Here is a 17,211-nt window from a genome sequence, read left to right as displayed (position 1 = left end):
AAGCGCATATTTCTGCACTATCATTCAGTAAGACTGAATGGAGACGCTCATGCTCGACGCGCACCGGCTCATGATCTTCCGCTCCGTCGCGGCCACGGGTTCCGTCGCCGCGGCCGCGGCCAGCCTCGGCTACACGCCGTCGGCCGTCTCGCAGCACGTCGCGGCCCTGCAGCGCGAGACGGGGCTCAAGCTCCTGGAACGGGTCGGACGGGGCGTGGAGCTCACCCCCGCGGGGCGGGTGCTCGCCACCGAGGCCGACGGGGTGCTCAGCAGCCTCAACGACCTCGGCGCCACCGTCGACGACCTGCGCGCCGGCAAGGCGAACCGGATCACCATGAACGTCTTCGCCACCGCGGGCACGCACTGGATGCCCGCGGTAGTGCAGACGCTGAGCGCCGAGTTCCCCGATACCCGGTTGCGGCTGCGGATCGAGGACGAGGTGACCGAGATCGCCGCCCGCCGGCCCGATCTCGCCGTCGCCGTGCGCCAGGAGCACAGCCAGACCACTGCGGTGCAGGGCTTCTCGCACGAGGACCTCGTGGTGGAGTCGTACGTGGCCGTGGTGCCCGCCGACCACGAGTTCGCCGGACGGGAGCTGGTGGACATGGCCGAACTCGAACACGAGCGGTGGATCGACAACGACGTGCGCCGCGGCGCGTGCCGCCAGGCCGTGCTCGACGCCTGCGCCGCAGCCGGATTCACGCCCCGGTTCGTCGTCGAGACCACCGACTACCCGTCGGCGCTGCGCTTCGTCGCGCGGGGTGTGGGCGTCACCGTCCTGCCCCGCCTCGGCGCCACCGAGCTGCCGCCCGGCACCGTCGCGGTCGACGTCTGCAATCCCGCGCCGCGGCGCACCATCGTGGCCTACGTCAAGGACTCCGAGTGCCGGAACCCCGTGGTGCGCCGTGCGATGCACCTGCTGCGGGAGGCGGCCGTCGCGGCTAATCGGCCGTGAGTCGCGCGGCGACCGCGACCATCGCCAGGCCGGAGGCGAGGGGGACGAGCAGGGTGACCGCGAACCCGGTGTGGCCCCAGGCGAGGACCTGCGCGAAGACCGCACCCGCGCAGGCGATCGCGAGGGCCGTGCCCACCGCGTCGGAGAGCTTGAGCGCGCTCGAGTTCGCGCCCTGCTCGTCGTCGGCGCTGCGTGCGAGCAGGAGGATCGAGAGCGTCGGATAGGTCAGGCCCATGCCGAACCCGCCGATCGCCCAGGCCACGAAGATCACCGGCCACGGGGCGTCGAGGGCGAAGGCCGCCGCGACCGCGGTGAGCGCGAGCACCAGCAGCCCCGATCCGATCAGCGGCAGTCGCTCGCGCACCGTGCCCGACGCCGGGATCCGCGCCTGGATCTGCGAGGCCAGCGCCCACAGCAGCGCCGCGCCCGTCATCACCGAGCCCGCCGCGAACGGGGAGAGCCCGTCGATGTGCACCAGATAGAGCGGCACGTAGATCTCCGCGGCGAAGAAGGCGCCCGCCATCAGCAGACTCGCCAGGATCAGGCGCGGGATGCCGGGCCGGCCGCGCAGTGATCCGGCGGGCAGCATCCGGCGCACGGCCAGCACGGCGATCACCAGCGCGGCCGCGGCCACAGCGAGCGCACCGGCCCCGCCGCGCGGGGCCGCGAATTGGGCGACGGCGATCGTGACGCCCGCGGCGAGGGCGGCGACCAGGAGGCCGCGGTTCGGCGGATCGTCGGTGCGGTAGGTCGTCTCGTCGAGCCCGGCGGTCGCCCGCAGCGTCGCGACGAGCGCGAGCAGCGACGGCCCGGCCAGCCCCAGGAACACCCAGCGCCAGCCCACGGTATCGGCCGCGAGGCCGGCGACGGCGGGGCCGATGAGCGACGGCACCACCCACGCCGTCGAATACGCGGCGAAGACCCGCGGCCGCCCCTCCGGCGGCACCAGCCGGCCCACCATGGCGTACAGCACCACGCTGATCAGGCCGCTGCCCAGGCCCTGCACACCGCGGCCCAGTGCGAGCACGCTCATGCCCGGGGCGGCGCCCACGATCACCAGTCCGGCGGCGAAGAGCAGCGCGCCCGCGATGAGCGGCGGCTTCACCCCGGCGCGGTCCACCCACGGCCCCACCCAGGCGATCGCGACGATCATCGCCGCGAAGGCCGCGCCGAACGCCACCGAGTACTCGGCGGTGGCGCCGAACTCCGCCGCGGCGCGCGGCAGCACCGTGCCCACGGCGAGGGATTCGAAGGCGGAGAAGGAGATCAGCGCGACGGACCCCACCAGGAACCAGCGCAGCCGGGCCCGGTCGGGGAGCGTGCGGGCATCCTCGTCGACGGTCACTGCCAGCACGCTAATACGTCGACCTCGGTTGAGGTCAACCGAGAAAAATCGGTTGAATGCGGCAGCCCGCGGCGGCATCGTGGAACGGTGCACACCGACCTCGGCGCCCGCCCCCGCGTGCCCCGCATGCTGCGGCCGCTGCTGCGCCGGGACTACCGACTCCTCTTCGTGACGCTGCTCTGCGCCCTCGTCACCGACGGCATGTGGCTGGTCTCGGTGGTGTGGCAGGTGATCCACATGGGCGGCTCCGCGACCAGCGTCTCGCTGGTCTCCGGCGCCGCCTCGATCGGCCTGCTCGTCTCCACCCTCGCCGGCGGCGTCCTCGCGGATCGGGTGTCGCAGCAGCGCATCCTGTTCGTCCTCGAACTGCTCAAGGTACTGGTGATCGGCGGCATCGGCGCGCTCATCGTGACCGGTGCGGTCACCGTCCCGGTCCTGATGGCGGGCTCCCTCGCCCTGGGGCTGGTGTCGGGCTTCTACTTCCCCGCCTACTCCGCGCTCGTGCCCCGGCTCGTTCCGCCGGCGGAGCTGCTCGCGGTCAACGGCTACGAGTCCGCGGTCCGCCCCGCCGCGGCGATGGCCGTCGGGCCCGCGGTCGCGGCGTGGATCATCGCCGTCGCCGATCCCGGCGTGGCCCTCCTGGTGGCGGGCGGGATCTGCCTGCTCGCCGCGCTCTGGGTGGTCCGGATCCGCGTGCCGAAGGCCGACGGTGCCGACGAGGCCGAGCAGCCCGGCTCGCCGCTGCGCGAGCTGTGGGAGGGCATCGCCTACGTGCGGCGGACCCCGTGGCTGCTCGCGACCCTGCTGTTCGCGAGCCTGATGGTGCTCGTCACCGTGGGGCCGATCGACGTCCTGCTGCCCTTCGCGATCAAGGACCAGGCGCACGGCGCCGCGAGCGAGCACTCGATGATCCTGGCCGCGTACGGATTCGGCGGCGTGGCCGGTGCGCTGGTCATGGCGGCCCGGAAGATGCCGCACCGCTACCTCACGGTGATGATGGGCATCTGGGGCATCGCGTCGCTGCCGATGCTGGTGTTCGGCATCGCCGAGACCGTGTGGCCCATGGTGATCGCGGGCTTCGTGCTCGGCGTGCTGTTCGAGGCGCCGGTGGTGATCTGGGGCACGCTGCTGCAGCGCCGCGTGCCGCGGCGCCTGCTGGGCCGCGTCTCCAGCCTGGACTTCTTCGTCTCGCTGGTGTTCATGCCGCTCTCCTTCGCGCTGGCGGGCCCGGTGAGCCAGGCGATCGGCCTCACCGCCACCTTCGCCCTGGCCGCGCTGATCCCGATCCCGCTCGCGGTGGTCGCGATCCTCGCCGCGCGGATGCCGCAGGACGAGCTGGCGCATCCGCTCCGCGACGACGCGGACGGAGCCGACGCGGACGCGGACGTAGCCGACCGGATCGCCGGGGCGGCGGACGACCGAGCCGGGGGATCCGGCGACGCGCCGGTTTCGCCGACCGTGAACGCTCCGCCGAGCGAGCGCACCGTCGGATAGGCTGACTCGTATGACAAGCGGGGTGGCGAGCATCGAGACGCACGAGTCGGCGGAGGCCGCGCGTCCGCCGCTGCTGCGCGAGGTGTTCGGCCGCGTGCTGCGCCAGGAGCGCACCCGTCAGGGCCGCACGCTGGCCGAGGTCGCCCGGGATGCCGGCGTCTCCACGCAGTACCTCTCCGAGGTCGAGCGCGGCCGCAAGGAGGCCTCGTCCGAGGTCCTCGCCAGCGTCTGCGACGCGCTCGGCGGCTCGATGATCGAGTTCGTCGGCGGCGTGCACCGCGAGCTGCTCGGCGCGCGCACGCGCCCCGTCGCGCTCGCCGCCGCCTGACCGCCCCTCCCCGTGCGGTGGGCGGCTACGACCCGTCGGTCGGCTCGGCGGCCTCCGCAGTGGCGGCCGCTTCGGCGGCCTCTGCTTCCTTGACCGCCTCGGCGGCTTCCGCTTCCTTGGCTGCGCGCGTGTCCTTGTCGTAGCGCAGCAGGTGCGGGTGCACGGCCCGGAACCCGCGGGCGCGGTAGGCGCGCAGGCTGCGCGTCTCGAGCCCCGGCTCGTCGGCGATGACCTGCGTGAAGTTGTCGTCGATGAGCACGGTTCCCGGCCGCGCCGCGCTGGTCAGCCGGGCCGCCAGGTTCACCACGCTGCCGAACAGGTCGCCGTAGCGCTGCAGCACCTCGCCGTAGGCCATGCCCACCCGCAGCTGCGGGAACTCGATCTCGATGACGTCCAGCTCGGGGTAGTCGTGCGGCTCCTGCAGCTCGAGGCCGATGCGGGCCGCCGCCGCGGGATCCTCGGCCGCGAACATCACCTCGTCGCCGACGCCCTTGATGATCCACCCGCCGCCGCCGTAGATCACGGTCTGCATCCGCGCCTCGAACGTCGCGACCAGGGTGTTGAGCTCCTCCACCGCGAGCCCGCGGCTCAGGCGCGTGTAGCCGACCATGTCCGCGAAGCCGACGGCCATCATCGCGGTCATCGCGTCGGACGAGTCGTGCGTGACGAGGCGCTGGGTGGCCGTGGACAGGTGCCGCCGCCAGACGTGGGCCTGCAGGTTCTCCATCTTGTCGATGACCTGCGCCACCCCGGCCGACGGATCCTTCACGCCGGCGTCGTGGGCGGTGTCGAGGTGCGCCTTGACGATGCCGGCCTGCCACTCGGCGAGCCGGTACATCGCCTGGCCGAGGGACTGCGCCCCCGGCAGCACGGCCTCCCGGTCGATGACGTCCAATGCGAACAGGTCGGCGAGGTCCTTGACGATCGCCACGTCGTCGCGGGTGAACGCCTTCTGGTCGTCGTCACGCAGGTCCGCGAAGCCCGCGGAGGTCCACCAGACGCGGAGGTCCTCCACGTCGATGCCGCCCTGCTCCGCGAGCTCTCGGAAGGTGTACTTGCGTTTGCCCGGGAGGAGCAGACCGTCGATGTCCAGATCTTCGGCGTCGCCCATGAGACCACTGTATGGGGCATAGGCTGGAAGGGTGACGATCAGTGTGTTCGAGCTGTTCTCGGTGGGCATCGGCCCGTCGAGTTCACACACCGTCGGGCCGATGCGGGCGGGCGCCGATTTCGCCGATGAGCTGCGCGCGTCGCCGTCGACGGTGCGCACCGTGCGCGTCGACCTGTACGGCTCGCTCGCGGCCACCGGGCGCGGGCACGGGACCTTCGCGGCCGTGCTCCTGGGGCTCGAGGGGAACCGGCCGGAGAGCGTCGACCCCGAGTACGTCGAAAGGCGCGGCGCCGAGATCGAGGCGACCCGGACGGTGCGCTTCGCCGGGCGCGACGACGTGCCGTTGTGCGCCGAACAGATCGTGCTGCACCCGCTCACCGTGCTGCCGCGGCACACCAACGGCATCCGGTTCCGCGCCGAGCTCGCCGACGGCTCCGAGCACGAGGCCGTCTACTACTCCGTGGGCGGCGGCTTCGTCGAGCGCGAGTCCGGCGCCGACACGGTGAACCCGCTCGCCGGGACCCCCGGCGTGCCCCACGACTTCGACACCGCCGCCGCGCTGCTGGAGACCTGCCCGCGCACCGGAAAATCGGTGCCGCAGCTGATGCTGGAGAACGAGATCGCGCTCCACGGCGGACCGTCGGACATCGCGGAACGCGAGGTGCGCGCCGGGCTGCTGCACATCTGGGAGGTCATGGAGGCGTGCATCGAGCGGGGCTTCCGCGCCGAGGGCCTGCTGCCCGGGGGCCTGGGGGTCAAGCGGCGCGCGCCGGGGCTGTACCGCCGGATCGTCGATTCCGACGGTGCCGACGCCATGGACTGGCTTAACGTCGCGGCCATGGCCGTCAACGAGGAGAACGCGTGCGGCGGGCGGATCGTGACGGCACCGACGAACGGCGCGGCCGGGATCGTGCCGTCGGTGCTCTACTACGCGCTGAAGTTCCGGCCGCACCTCGCCGAGCGGCGCGACGAGACGGTGTGCGACTACCTGCTCACCGCCGCCGCGATCGCCGTGCTCTACAAGCGGCGCGCCTCCATCTCCGGCGCCGAGGTGGGCTGCCAGGGCGAGGTGGGCTCCGCGTGCTCCATGGCGGCCGGCGCGCTCGCGCAGGTCATGGGCGCCACGCCCGCGCAGGTGGAGAACGCCGCCGAGATCGGCATCGAGCACAACCTGGGCCTGACCTGCGACCCGATCGGCGGGCTCGTGCAGATCCCCTGCATCGAGCGCAACGCCATCGCGTCCGTGAAGGCCGTCAACGCCGCGCGCATCGCCCTGCACGGCGACGGCACGCACCGCGTCTCCCTGGATCAGGCCATCGAGACCATGCGCCAGACCGGCGCTGACATGCTGTCGAAGTACAAGGAGACCTCCCTCGGCGGCCTCGCCGTCAACGTGCCGGAGTGCTGAGCGCAGAAGCTGTCGGGGGTCGTCGCTAGGGTGGCGGGCATGGACGTGCTGACGGTGGCGGCGGTGTGTTTCCGGGACGAGGCCGGGCGGGTGCTCACGGTGCGCAAACGCGGCACCGACGCGTTCATGCTGCCCGGCGGCAAGCTGGAGCCGGGGGAGGCCGCGATCGACTGCGCGGTCCGCGAGATCGACGAGGAGCTCGGCGTCGCGCTGACCACTGACGACCTGACCCATCTGGTGTCCTGGCGCGGCCCCGCCGCGAACGAGGCGAACACCGATATCGAGTCCACCGTCTTCGCCACCGAGCTGCGCGTGGAGCCGCGGGCCGCCGCGGAGATCGCCGAGGCGCGCTGGATCGACCCGGCGGACCACGGCGACGTGACCATCGCGCCGATGCTCGAGCAGTACCTCTTCCCGCGGCTGGCGGGCGCGCCGAGCGCATGAGGATCACCCAGCCCCAGGCGCGGCGCATCGCGCTCGCGGCCCAGGGCTTCGAGCCGGGCTTCGCAGGGACGTCCACCCCGACGATGCGGCAGGTCCAGAAGACCATCGACCGGCTCAAGCTCCTCCAGATCGACAGCGTCAACGTGGTCGCGCGCAGCCAGTACCTCCCGGTCTTCGCGCGGCTCGGCGACTACGACACGGCGCTGCTCGACCGCGCGCGTGACAAGAACCCGCGGCGGCTCGTCGAGGCGTGGGCGCACGAGGCCTCGCTGGTCCCGCCCGAGACGTGGCCGCTGCTGCGGCACCGTCGGACCGCGGACCGGGTGGCGCAGCGGTTCGCGAGCTACGACGCCCGGCACCCCGGCCAGTTGGACCGACTGCGCGGCGCGCTCGCCGAGCTGCCGCCGCTCACCGCCCGCGCGCTCGAGGCGCATCTGGAGCACGAGCAGGTGGTGGAGAAGACGCACTGGGGCTGGAACTGGTCGTCGGTGAAGGAGGGGCTGGAGGTGCTCTTCCACGCGGGCGAGGTCACCAGCGCCGGCCGCACCAGCCAGTTCGAGCGCCTGTACGCCCCCACGTCGACGGTGCTCGGCCCGCTCGCGGAGCGGGAGGTCTCGGACGAGGAGGCCTTCGTGGAGCTGCTGCGGCAGTCGGCGAAGGCGCACGGCATCGGGAACCTGCGCTGCCTGCGCGACTACTTCCGGCTGTCCACCGCGCAGGCCGCGCCCGCGGTCGAGAAGCTGGTGGCCGCGGGCGAACTCATCCCGGTGGAGGCCGACTGGTGGCCCGGCACCGTCTACCTGCACGCGGAGGCCAAGCGGCCCCGGGCGATCGCGGCGCGGGCGCTACTCTCGCCGTTCGACCCCGTCGTCTGGCAGCGCGAGCGGGCGGAGGCGCTGTTCGATTTCTTCTACCGGATCGAGATCTACACGCCCAAGGAGAAGCGGGTGCACGGCTACTACGTGCTGCCCTTCCTGTTCGGCGACCGGATCGTGGCCCGGTGCGACGTCAAGGCCGACCGCGCGGCGGGGGAGCTGCTGGTGCACTCCACCACCTGGGAGCCCGGCGGCCGCGATGCCGCGACGGAGGCCGCGCTGGAGCAGACCGTCGCCGAGATGGCCTGCTGGCTGGGGCTGGAGTCCTACCGGCTCTGAGGCCCGGGGTCACGGCCGGCGGCAGCGGACGAGCGAGCCGATCTTCAGCCCGAGCGGGGTGGAGATCACCACGACCACGGCGGTCCGGCCCCCGCGGAGGTGCGTCTGCAGGCTCGCCGACGACCGCGACCACTGACGGGGAGTGGGCGTCTCCGTGAGGCCGGAGGACGGAGCCGCGGCCAGCGTGCGCGGCCCCGCGGCGAGTTCGAGCCGGAGGTCCTGATCGACGTCGAGCCGGATCGGACGATCCCCGACGTGCAGCCAGATCGGCCGGCGCGCAGTGCCGAGGAGCCACCGAGCGGTCGTCGGAACGAAGGTCTTCACGATGAGGATCGCGGGACTGCCGGCGTCGGTCCCGGTCATCGATCGGACACCGGTGCGGGCGTCGCACCGCCGCGGGCTGCTGCGGAGCCCGTTGCGGCGGTGGCCTCCTCGATGCGGCGGTAGTGACGGCTCCGGAACGCGAGGATCGTGCCGGCGGCGATCGCGGCCGCGGTGGACGCGACGAGGATGGCCAACTTGGCGTTGGTCAGCGCCGCGGCGGAGTCGGCGAAGGTGAGCTCGGCGATGAGGAGCGAGACGGTGAAGCCGATTCCGGCGAGCAGGGACACGGCAACGAGGTCGATCCAGCGGATGGTGGGATCGAGTGTGCTGCGGGTGAGCTTCGTGACGACCCATGTGCAGCCGAGGATCCCGAGTGGCTTGCCGAGCAGCAGGCCCGCCGCGATGCCGAGGACGATCGGGTCGGTCAGGGTGTCCGACAGTCCGGCATCACCGCTGCCGAGCACGGGCACGCCCGCCGCCATGAAGGCGAAGACGGGTACGGCGATTCCCGCCGACAACGGGCGGAAGCGGTGCTCGAACTCCTCGGCGAGGCCTGCCCCCGAATCGGGCCCGCCGCGCAGGACGGGCACCGCGAAACCGAGGAGAACGCCCGCGATGGTGGCGTGGATCCCCGAAGCGTGCACCAGCGCCCAGAACGCGAAGCCGATGGGGAGGAGCACCAGCCAAGCGGCGATGTGATGTCGCGAGTAGAAGGCGGCATAGCGATGGGTGAGGTAGGCGAACAGGCCCAGGGGAATGACGGACCACAGCAGCGGAGTCCAGAACACTTCGGCCGTGTAGGCGATGGCGATGATGCTGATCGCCAGCAGATCGTCGACCACGGCGAGGGTGAGGAGGAACAGCCGCAACGCGGAGGGCAGGTGCGACCCGACCACGGCGAGAACCGCTACGGCGAAGGCGATGTCGGTGGCCGTCGGGATGGCCCAGCCGTCGGAACCAGCCGTACCCGCAGTGAAGGCGAGGTAGATCAGCGCCGGCGCGACGACGCCTCCGACGGCGGCGACGACGGGGACGGCGGCGGTCCGAGGCGATCGCAGTTCGCCGAGGACGAATTCGCGTTTGAGTTCGAGACCGACGAGGAAGAAGAAGATGGCGAGCAGGCCGTCGGAGGCCCACTGACCGATAGTCAGATCGAGATGCCAAGGGGCGTAACCGATCGTGATTGTGCGAAGGCGCTCGTAATCGTCCGCGAAGGCACTGTTCGCGGCGATCAGGGCGGCGATCGCGGCGAGGACCAGGAGGAAACCGCCGACCGTCTCCTTGCGGAGCAACTCGGTGATTCGTCGTGTCTCATCGGGGGAACCGCGCCGGAAGAGAACGGGGCCAAGATTTGTGGGGACGAGCGAAGGCATGGTCGGGGTACCTCGTGGGTCGACGACAACGAATGTGCCGACCAGACTTCCCGGCGCTCCAGGATGCAGTTTACAGCATTCCTTCCCGAGGGAGGAGTCGCCGGCTCGCAGATCGACGCCGGGCCGCCCACGCGGAGGGGCGGCCCGGTGCCGTTCGTTCGAGGGGTGCTCGCGTTCAGGTCGTCAGAGCGAGATCCCGGCGTCCGAAGGCCCGCACACCTGTTGCCGCGATCGCCGCCGAGGCCGCCGTCAGGACCGCCGCGGCGATCCAGCTGATCGGGTCGGCCGGGTGGTTCCCGATGTGCGCGAACGGCGACAGCCATTCGATCGCGCCGGGCAGGTTGAGGAGTGCGCCGAACATGCCGGCGAAGTAGCCGTAGACGACGATCACCCACGTCAGAGCCGTGAGCCGCGGAGTGATGCCGTAGAGCGCAGCGGCGATGGCCAGGACGGTCCACACGGCGGGCGTGTGCGCCACGTGTCCTAGAACGGTGCTGCCGATCAGCGAGGCGTCGCCGGTGCCGATGCCCGCGCCGAGGCCGGTGCCGAGTCCCATCACGAGCAGCAGGACGGGGACGGCGGCCACGGTCACCGCCAACCAACCGGCCATCCACTGCGTTCGACTGATCGCGCACGACAGGGCCGGTTCCGCGCGTCCCTCCGTCTCCTCGGATTTGAGGGCCTGCACTGCGAGCACGGCGAAGACGGCCACGAGGAAGCCCGAGGTCGAGCCCATCACGCCCAGGTAGCCGCGGAGCAGGTCGCCGCTGCCGCCGAGCACTTTCGTCAATTCCTCAGGTGCGTCGGCGAATCCGTCGGCGATGGGCTTGGTGAACGCGCCGAAGGCGGCTCCGGCGACGGCCAGCGAAGCGGTCCAGCCGATGAGTCCGGGGCGCTGGAGGCGCAGTGCCAGGCCTGCGGGGCCGGTCACCCAGGCCGCGAGAGTCGGCGAACCGGGGGTCGGCGCGATCAGTGCGGCGCCCACGTCGCGACGGGTGGAGAGGTGGTACCCGACGGCCGCCACGACCGCGGCCGCGACCAGCGAGAGCCCGAGCGGCCACCAGCGGTCGTAGGTGTACGGTCCCGTCTGCTGCGACCAGCCGATGGGCGACAGCCAGCTCAGCCAGGCCGGGCCGGCGCCCTGCGATGCGGCCATGTCGCCGAATCCTCTCAGTACGAAGGAGGTCCCGAGGACCGCGCCGGCCATCCCGGCCGCTGCCCGTGGGTACTCCGACAGCTGCGCCGTCACCGCGGCGATCGCGCCGAACACGATCGCGGCCGCCCCTATCGAGCAGCCGAACAGCACTGCTCCACCGGCTCCGTACCCGCCGCCGACCATCACCCCGGTGACCAGGGCGGCGACCGTTACCGCCATCAGCAGCGTCACCACGAGTGCTGCCGTCAGCTGGGCATGTCGGCCTACCACGTTGGCGCGCACGAGTTCCGCGCGACCGGTCTGCTCCTCGGCGCGGGTGTGCCGGATGACCGTGAGCAGGCCCATCAGTGCCGCCCCGAGGATGATGTAGAGGCCGTACTGGCCCACGAGGAACCGCTCGATCGTGAGCTGATCGAATCCGATCACGCCGCCGAACAGCGCTCCGACGCCGCTGGAGGTGAATCCGGTCAGGCCCTGGAGGTCGTCCTCGCTCTGCACCAGTTGGCCGATCGCGGCGACGAAGTACTGCATGAGGGCCGCCAGTCCGATCGTCCACGCGGGGAACCGGATCCGGTCGCGCCGGAGCATCGACCGGATCAGTACGCCGGTGCCGACCAGGCCGTCCGCGCCGGCTCGGGATCCGGTGCGGGGGCGGGCGGCGAGAGCGGCGGTCATCGTTCCGCCCCCTCGTGCACCGCGGTCGCCGCATCGCCGTAGTGCCGCAGCAGGATCTGCTCGAGCGTCGGCGGGTGTGCGGTGAGGCTCTGGAGTCCGGCGCGGGAGAGCTCCGCCGTGACAGCGGACAGTTCGGCGTTGTCCACGTCGCACCGGATCACGCCGTGGTCGGTCGTCAGCCCGTGCACACCCGGCAGGTCCGCCAGTCCCGCGGGCGCCTGGTCGGTGACGGCCTCGACCGTCGTCCGGGTCAGGTGCCGCAGCTCGCGCAACGAGCCCGATTCGACGACGGCGCCCTGCCGGATGATCGAGATGCGGTCCGCCAGTGCCTCCACCTGCGACAGCAGATGGCTCGAGAGCAGGACGGTCTTCCCCGCGGTCTTCTCTTCGCCGATGCACTCCTGGAACACCGCCTCCATGAGTGGATCCAGGCCGGCGGTCGGCTCGTCGAGCAGCAGCAGATCGACGTCGGACGCCAATGCGGAGACCAACGCGACCTTCTGTCGGTTTCCTTTCGAGTAGGTCCGTCCCTTCTTGGTGGGATCGAGATCGAAGCGTTCGCAGAGTTCGGATTTGCGGTGCGAGTCGACCCCGCCGCGGAAGCGGGCGAAGAGGTCGATCGCCTCGCCGCCGGTGAGCGACGGCCACAGCTCGACATCGCCGGGCACGTAGGCGAGGTTGCGGTGCAGATCGACGGCGCTCGCCCACGGGTCGCGGCCGAACACCGACACGGCGCCGGAATCCTTCCGCAGTAGTCCGAGCAGGACGCGGATCGTCGTGGACTTCCCCGCCCCGTTGGGTCCGAGGAAGCCGTGCACGTGCCCGGTCTCGACCTGGAGGTCGAGGTGGTCGAGGGCTGTGACGGTGCCGAAGTTCTTCGACAGTCCGGTGACGTCAATGACTGGAGACATGATGAGGAATCCCTTCCGGGAGAGGTGAACTGCGGCGGCGTCGTACACCGCGTGAATGATCGAGGATGGTGCGCCGGACTCAGGCGGGTATGTCGTCCTGGGGCGGATCGGGGACGTACATCAGGTAGTCGTCGAGCATGGTCCGATCGACCAGGAGTCCGTGGGTGAACAGCTCGAGTGCCCCGGGCGTGAGTGCCTGCATGTAGGTCGCCACTTCGTCGGCGAAGTCGGGCCGCTCGGGGTCCGCGTGCAGCAGGTGCCACACCAGCATGCCGCCGACCGCCTGATAGGTGAGGAAGCGTGCCCGGCTCGCCGGTACCGCGCTCGGCGTGAACATCCCGTCGGCGACGCCTCGCTCGAGGTAGCCCTCCGTGTCGGCGACGAGCCGTTCCATCATGGACCGGGCGAAGTTCCCGCCGGACTGGAAGCTGCGCATCATGTACTGCAGGGCCGGACTGAGCTCCGCGATCTCCTCGGCGCCGAAGTCCGTGATCGCCGACGTTCTCGCCTGAGTGCGCTCGTGCGACCACAGGAGCTCCAGGACCTGCTCGTCACACGCCCGGCGCAGGCCGTCCTTGCTACCGAAGTGGTGGATGATCAGCCCGGCGGTCACGCCGGCGTCGCCTGCGATCGCCCGGAGCCCGACACCGAATCCGTCGGCCCCGAACCGGTACACCGCAGCGTCTCGGATCCGTTGCGCGGTAGCGCTGGCCGCCTCACTCATTCCTCCATTGAACACCCGTTCAATGGAGGAGGCAAGAGGTGTTCCCTTCTGAATCCGCGGGGCGCGACCGCGGAGATGACCGGCCGGCAGGGAATCGAGGGCTACCGGCTCTGATCGCGGTTCGCGTCCGTCCGTCGTCGGTGGTGGATCGCCAGAAGCAGCTCCTGCAGGCTGAGGATCGGATAGGCGATCAGGAACGCGAGGACAACGACGAGCACTTCCGTCACGACGGGCGACAGCTCGAACCACTGCGCGACGGTGTGTTTCATGACGTAGATCGCAGTGACGACCGCCGGAACGGTGGCGACCAGGAAACGAAGGAACCCCCACCAGTCGACACCGCCGGTCAGGAGTCTGCCCAGGTCTCTGCGGAGCGTCGTCGCGTGCAGGCCGTCGACGTCCGCACCGCGCCGGCGTCGCCGCGCGATGACGGCCCGGTCGTAACCCCGGCCGAGGGCGACGGTCGTCGCGATCGCGAGCGCGATCACGGACACCGTCCACCAGCCCGAGTAGGTGAAGGCCGCGTTCGCGAAGACACGGCTCAACACCGCGTCGATGGCGATCAGACAGGCGCCGAAGACGACCAGGTGAATCACGAGGTAGGCGGCGACAGCAGCGATGAGCATCGGAATCGCGAGCAGCCCGAACACGGCGAACCGCTTCCGCTGTGATTCGAACCCCACGAGTCGAAGTCTACGCCTCTATGAGATATGGCAAATCGACGAATCGCTATTCAGCATCAGACCGGGGGATCACGGTCGCGACGTTCCGCGCGGTGATCGCTGTGAAGACGCGGTACAGGGCGTGCGCGTCGGGGCGGTAGTGGCCGGGGTCGGGCGCCGATCGGCGGGAGGCGCCGTCCCACATCTTCTTCGTGACGGCGGCGTAGTCGAATCGGTACCCGGCCTGCGCGGCGACGAGCTGCAGCAGCGTCTTGGCGGCGCGTCCGTTGCCCTCGCGGAAGGGGTGCGCGCAGTTGAGGTAGGCGTAGGCGGTGGCCGCGCGGTGCGCGTAGGCCCGCCGGTCGCGCTCGCGGGGTTCGATCGCCGCCGCGAACGACGCCTGGGGGAGCTGGAGGATCACGGTCGCGTCCGTGAGGTAGCGCTCGATCAATGCGGCCCCGAACGTCTGGTCCCGTAGGCCCATGTCGTAGCGACGGAAGACGCCCGCCCACGGGTAGATCGCTCCGAACAGGGTGCGGTGGATCGCGACCAGGTGCGCGCCGTCGAACGTGGCGGGCAGCGCGATGAGCCCGGCCTCGATGCCGACCTGCTGGGCGGTCCCGACTTCGAACTCCAGCTGCCGCAGCACGTGCGGGTCGCGGATCCCGAAGCGGTTGCGCAGGATCCGGGTTCCCGGATAGAAGGTGTCCGGGAAGTCGCGCGGCACCTCGATGCAGTCGGGCGGGCCGACCTCCGCACCCGCCAGCGCGCGGTCGATCGCGGCGGCGACGTACTCGTCGAGGGTGACGGCGCCGTCCGCGAGCGCGAGCAGTCGCTCGGAATCCAGCGCGGTGGGAGCCCAGCCCTCGAGGACGCTGTTCGCGATCGCCCCCATCACCGTCGCCCGATCCATCCCCGCAGCTTATCGAGGTCGGCTGTCGTGAAAACCGCCGAATCCTGCGGTACGAGGCCGATATGGGCCTCGTACCGCCCGAATCGGCCGATTTCACGAGGCGATCAGCGGGTGATCTCGACCTCGCGGGTCAACCCCAGCAGGTCGAGGAAGGCGCGGTCGTGCGAGACGACGACGAGCGCCCCCTCCCAGGACTTCAACGCCTCCACCAACAGCTCCACCGAGGGGACGTCGAGGTTGTTGGTCGGCTCGTCGAGCGCCAGCAGCGACGGTGCCGGGTCCCCGAGCAGGGCGATCGCCAGCGCGAGCCGCAGGCGCTCGCCGCCGCTGAGGGTGCTCACGATCCGCTCCGACTGCCGCCCCCGGAACAACATCCGCGCGAGAGCGGCGTGCGCGTGCTGCGCGTCGAGGTCCGGGTGGGCGTCGCGCACCGCGTCGAGCAGCGAGCCCTCCTCGGCGGCCCCGAACCGCACGTCCTGCGGGACGTAGCCGATCACCGTCGGCGGCTCCGCGGCCCGGGCGGTGGCGATGGCGCGGCGCAGCACCGTCGTCTTGCCGGCGCCGTTGGGACCCACGAGTGCGATCCGTTCGGGGCCCACGACCTGCAGCGGGCCGTCGTCGAGCTGCGACCTGTGCAGGCCCGGTCCCGGCTCGGGCATGGAGATCCGGACGGACCGGTCGTCGCGGACGCCCTCCCTGGCCTGGTCGAGGGCGTCCCGCGCGGAGTCGACGCGGTCCTCGTGCAGGCCGCGGTGCTTGCCGGCGGAGACCTCAGCGGCGTTCTTCCGCAGTCCCGCGATGATCTTCGGCACCCGCTTCTCGGCCTCGGCCTTCGCGGCGAACCGCGCACGGCGGTCCAGCTTGATCTGCGCCTCCACCAGGTCGCGGCGCTGCGCCTTGAGGTCGACCTTCGCCGACGTCACGGCCTGCTCCGCGGCGGCCTGCTCGGCGTCCAGCACCTCGCGGTAGTGCGAGTACGGCCCGCCGAACACGCGGACGGAGCCCCGGTACAGCTCGACGGTCGAGTCCATGCGGTCGAGGAGCGTGAGGTCGTGGCTGACCACGACGGCCGTGCCGGCGAACCGTTCCAGCGCGTCGGTGAGCAGGCCGCGGGCGCGCTCGTCGAGGTTGTTGGTCGGCTCGTCGAGCAGCAGGGTGTCGGGCCTGCGCAGCAGCTGCCCGGCGATCGCGAGCAGGGTGGCCTCGCCCCCGGACAACGTGCCGACGGCGCGGTCCAGCGACCCGAGCCGCAGGCCCAGGCCGTCGAGGACCGCGGTCGCCCGCTCCTCGACGTCCCAGTCGTCGCCGACCGCCTCGAAGTCCTCCGGTTCGGCCGAGCCGCCCTCGATGCGGCGGAGGGCGGCGACGGCGCCGCCGATGCCGAGCGCGTCGGCGAGGGTCGCCTCGGACCGCGCCTGCGGGTGCTGCGGCACGTAGCCGACGACCCCGGCGCCGCTCACGGAACCCGACGTCGGGGTGATCCGACCAGCGAGGATGCGCAGCAGCGTGCTCTTCCCGGCGCCGTTGGCCCCGACCAGCGCGGCGCGTCCGGCGGGAACGGTGAAACTCAGGTCGTCGAACACGACGGTGCCGTCGGGCCAGCGCAGGGACAGTGCGGAGACAGCGAGAGAGGTAGCCATGAATGCTCCTTGAGGTCGTCAGGGGCCGCGACGGGTGGAGTGGACACACCGGGTGGCGGCAGGGCCGAGGACGTCTCAGGACAGCATGGCGATGAGTATAGGAGCCGGTGCGTGCGGCGCGCCACCGCTTTTCGCCGTCCGAAACCGGCCCTCTGTTCGGTCTCGATGCGAATACATCGCCGTGACCCGGCGAAACGGCGGTTTCGGACGCCGACGCACGAGCGGAGTGTGACCTGCGTCGCAGTTCCGTCCCGTGCGCTTGCGCGCTCGGCGGTTCGGAGTGCTACTTTCAAACCATGTCCGGGAGTCTTGAGGCCCATCTGCGCGTCGGTTATGAGACCGTCGCGCTGGGCTGCCGTCTCCCCATGGTTCGCGTGCACTGTCGAATGTGTTGCTGCTGAGCGTTCCCGCTCGCATTTCCGCCGGCCCTTTCACCTGGGCTGATCCGTTCGACAACTCCATTTCACGCCAGCGCCCGGGACGATCCCGGAGGTCGCGGCGTACGCACACACTTCGAGGAACCATGACCGTCGTTGATCTCCCCGCCGTTTCCCCCACCCGCGCCGCGCAGGCCCGCGCCGCGCAGGCCCGACC

At 71.3% G+C, this 17,211-nt stretch carries 16 protein-coding genes; 6 read left to right on the top strand and 10 right to left on the bottom strand.

The genetic code is table 11. The features are described from left to right. Positions 1-37: 37 nt before the first annotated feature. Positions 38-955: a LysR substrate-binding domain-containing protein gene (locus ACNAYW_RS18160; protein ID WP_415851062.1), complete on the top strand. Its 918-nt coding sequence runs from the start codon at positions 38-40 to the stop codon at positions 953-955. Here ACNAYW_RS18160 and ACNAYW_RS18155 read toward each other — a convergent pair. After that, positions 942-2,300, bottom strand: a complete 1,359-nt coding sequence (locus ACNAYW_RS18155; RefSeq protein WP_415851061.1) for an MFS transporter — start codon at positions 2,298-2,300, stop codon at positions 942-944. The genes ACNAYW_RS18160 and ACNAYW_RS18155 overlap by 14 nt on opposite strands. A gap of 87 nt (positions 2,301-2,387) precedes the next feature. Between ACNAYW_RS18155 and ACNAYW_RS18150 the strand changes: the two genes are divergently transcribed. After that, on the top strand, positions 2,388-3,794 hold the full coding sequence (locus ACNAYW_RS18150; protein ID WP_415851060.1) for an MFS transporter: 1,407 nt from the start codon (positions 2,388-2,390) through the stop codon (positions 3,792-3,794). A gap of 10 nt (positions 3,795-3,804) precedes the next feature. Continuing rightward, positions 3,805-4,122: a helix-turn-helix domain-containing protein gene (locus ACNAYW_RS18145; RefSeq protein WP_415851059.1), complete on the top strand. Its 318-nt coding sequence runs from the start codon at positions 3,805-3,807 to the stop codon at positions 4,120-4,122. Positions 4,123-4,147: 25 nt separating this feature from the next. Here ACNAYW_RS18145 and ACNAYW_RS18140 read toward each other — a convergent pair whose 3' ends face one another. Next, positions 4,148-5,233 carry an adenylate/guanylate cyclase domain-containing protein gene (locus ACNAYW_RS18140; protein WP_415851058.1) on the bottom strand — a complete coding sequence of 362 codons (1,086 nt, stop codon included), beginning with the start codon at positions 5,231-5,233 and terminating at the stop codon, positions 4,148-4,150. A 31-nt stretch (positions 5,234-5,264) separates the two neighbouring features. Between ACNAYW_RS18140 and ACNAYW_RS18135 the strand changes: the two genes are divergently transcribed. From ACNAYW_RS18135 to ACNAYW_RS18125, 3 genes are read left to right on the top strand one after another with little or no spacing between them, the layout of a single operon-like run. Continuing rightward, positions 5,265-6,641: an L-serine ammonia-lyase gene (locus ACNAYW_RS18135; protein ID WP_415851057.1), complete on the top strand. Its 1,377-nt coding sequence runs from the start codon at positions 5,265-5,267 to the stop codon at positions 6,639-6,641. Between the two features lie 39 nt (positions 6,642-6,680). Then, positions 6,681-7,085, top strand: coding sequence for an NUDIX hydrolase (locus ACNAYW_RS18130; RefSeq protein ID WP_415851056.1), 405 nt, complete (start codon positions 6,681-6,683; stop codon positions 7,083-7,085). Beyond that, positions 7,082-8,239 carry a winged helix-turn-helix domain-containing protein gene (locus tag ACNAYW_RS18125; RefSeq protein ID WP_415851055.1) on the top strand — a complete coding sequence of 386 codons (1,158 nt, stop codon included), beginning with the start codon at positions 7,082-7,084 and terminating at the stop codon, positions 8,237-8,239. The genes ACNAYW_RS18130 and ACNAYW_RS18125 overlap by 4 nt, the downstream gene beginning before the upstream one ends. A 9-nt stretch (positions 8,240-8,248) precedes the next feature. Here the strand turns inward: ACNAYW_RS18125 and ACNAYW_RS18120 are convergent, their stop codons facing one another. The 8 genes from ACNAYW_RS18120 to ACNAYW_RS18085 all read right to left on the bottom strand — a co-directional run bounded on the left by ACNAYW_RS18120 (position 8,249) and on the right by ACNAYW_RS18085 (position 16,617). Further along, positions 8,249-8,602, bottom strand: coding sequence for a hypothetical protein (locus ACNAYW_RS18120; RefSeq protein WP_415851054.1), 354 nt, complete (start codon positions 8,600-8,602; stop codon positions 8,249-8,251). Continuing rightward, positions 8,599-9,855, bottom strand: a complete 1,257-nt coding sequence (gene nhaA, locus ACNAYW_RS18115; RefSeq protein WP_415851053.1) for a Na+/H+ antiporter NhaA — start codon at positions 9,853-9,855, stop codon at positions 8,599-8,601. The genes ACNAYW_RS18120 and nhaA overlap by 4 nt, the downstream gene beginning before the upstream one ends. Positions 9,856-10,111: 256 nt before the next feature. Beyond that, complete coding sequence (locus tag ACNAYW_RS18110) at positions 10,112-11,767, bottom strand: ABC transporter permease (protein ID WP_415851052.1); 1,656 nt, start codon at positions 11,765-11,767, stop codon at positions 10,112-10,114. After that, a complete protein-coding gene (locus ACNAYW_RS18105) occupies positions 11,764-12,678 on the bottom strand; it encodes an ABC transporter ATP-binding protein (protein WP_415851051.1) in 915 nt (304 codons plus the stop codon). Before ACNAYW_RS18105 ends, ACNAYW_RS18110 begins: the two co-directional genes overlap by 4 nt. Positions 12,679-12,757: 79 nt before the next feature. Beyond that, the gene (locus ACNAYW_RS18100; RefSeq protein WP_415851050.1) at positions 12,758-13,402 is read right to left on the bottom strand and encodes a TetR/AcrR family transcriptional regulator; all 645 of its coding nucleotides are present in this window, start codon (positions 13,400-13,402) and stop codon (positions 12,758-12,760) included. Between the two features lie 101 nt (positions 13,403-13,503). After that, the gene (locus ACNAYW_RS18095; RefSeq protein ID WP_415851049.1) at positions 13,504-14,085 is read right to left on the bottom strand and encodes a hypothetical protein; all 582 of its coding nucleotides are present in this window, start codon (positions 14,083-14,085) and stop codon (positions 13,504-13,506) included. 46 nt (positions 14,086-14,131) lie between these two features. Further along, a complete protein-coding gene (locus tag ACNAYW_RS18090) occupies positions 14,132-14,977 on the bottom strand; it encodes a Fic family protein (RefSeq protein ID WP_415851048.1) in 846 nt (281 codons plus the stop codon). A 104-nt stretch (positions 14,978-15,081) separates the two neighbouring features. Next, positions 15,082-16,617 carry an ABC-F family ATP-binding cassette domain-containing protein gene (locus ACNAYW_RS18085; protein ID WP_415851047.1) on the bottom strand — a complete coding sequence of 512 codons (1,536 nt, stop codon included), beginning with the start codon at positions 16,615-16,617 and terminating at the stop codon, positions 15,082-15,084. Positions 16,618-17,211: the final 594 nt, after the last annotated feature.

The sequence above is a fragment of the Tsukamurella ocularis genome (assembly GCF_965138335.1).
GTDB classification, from domain to species: domain Bacteria; phylum Actinomycetota; class Actinomycetes; order Mycobacteriales; family Mycobacteriaceae; genus Tsukamurella; species Tsukamurella ocularis_A.
Note: the sequence above shows the minus strand (reverse complement) of the source record. Positions and strands in the feature narration are given on the sequence as shown.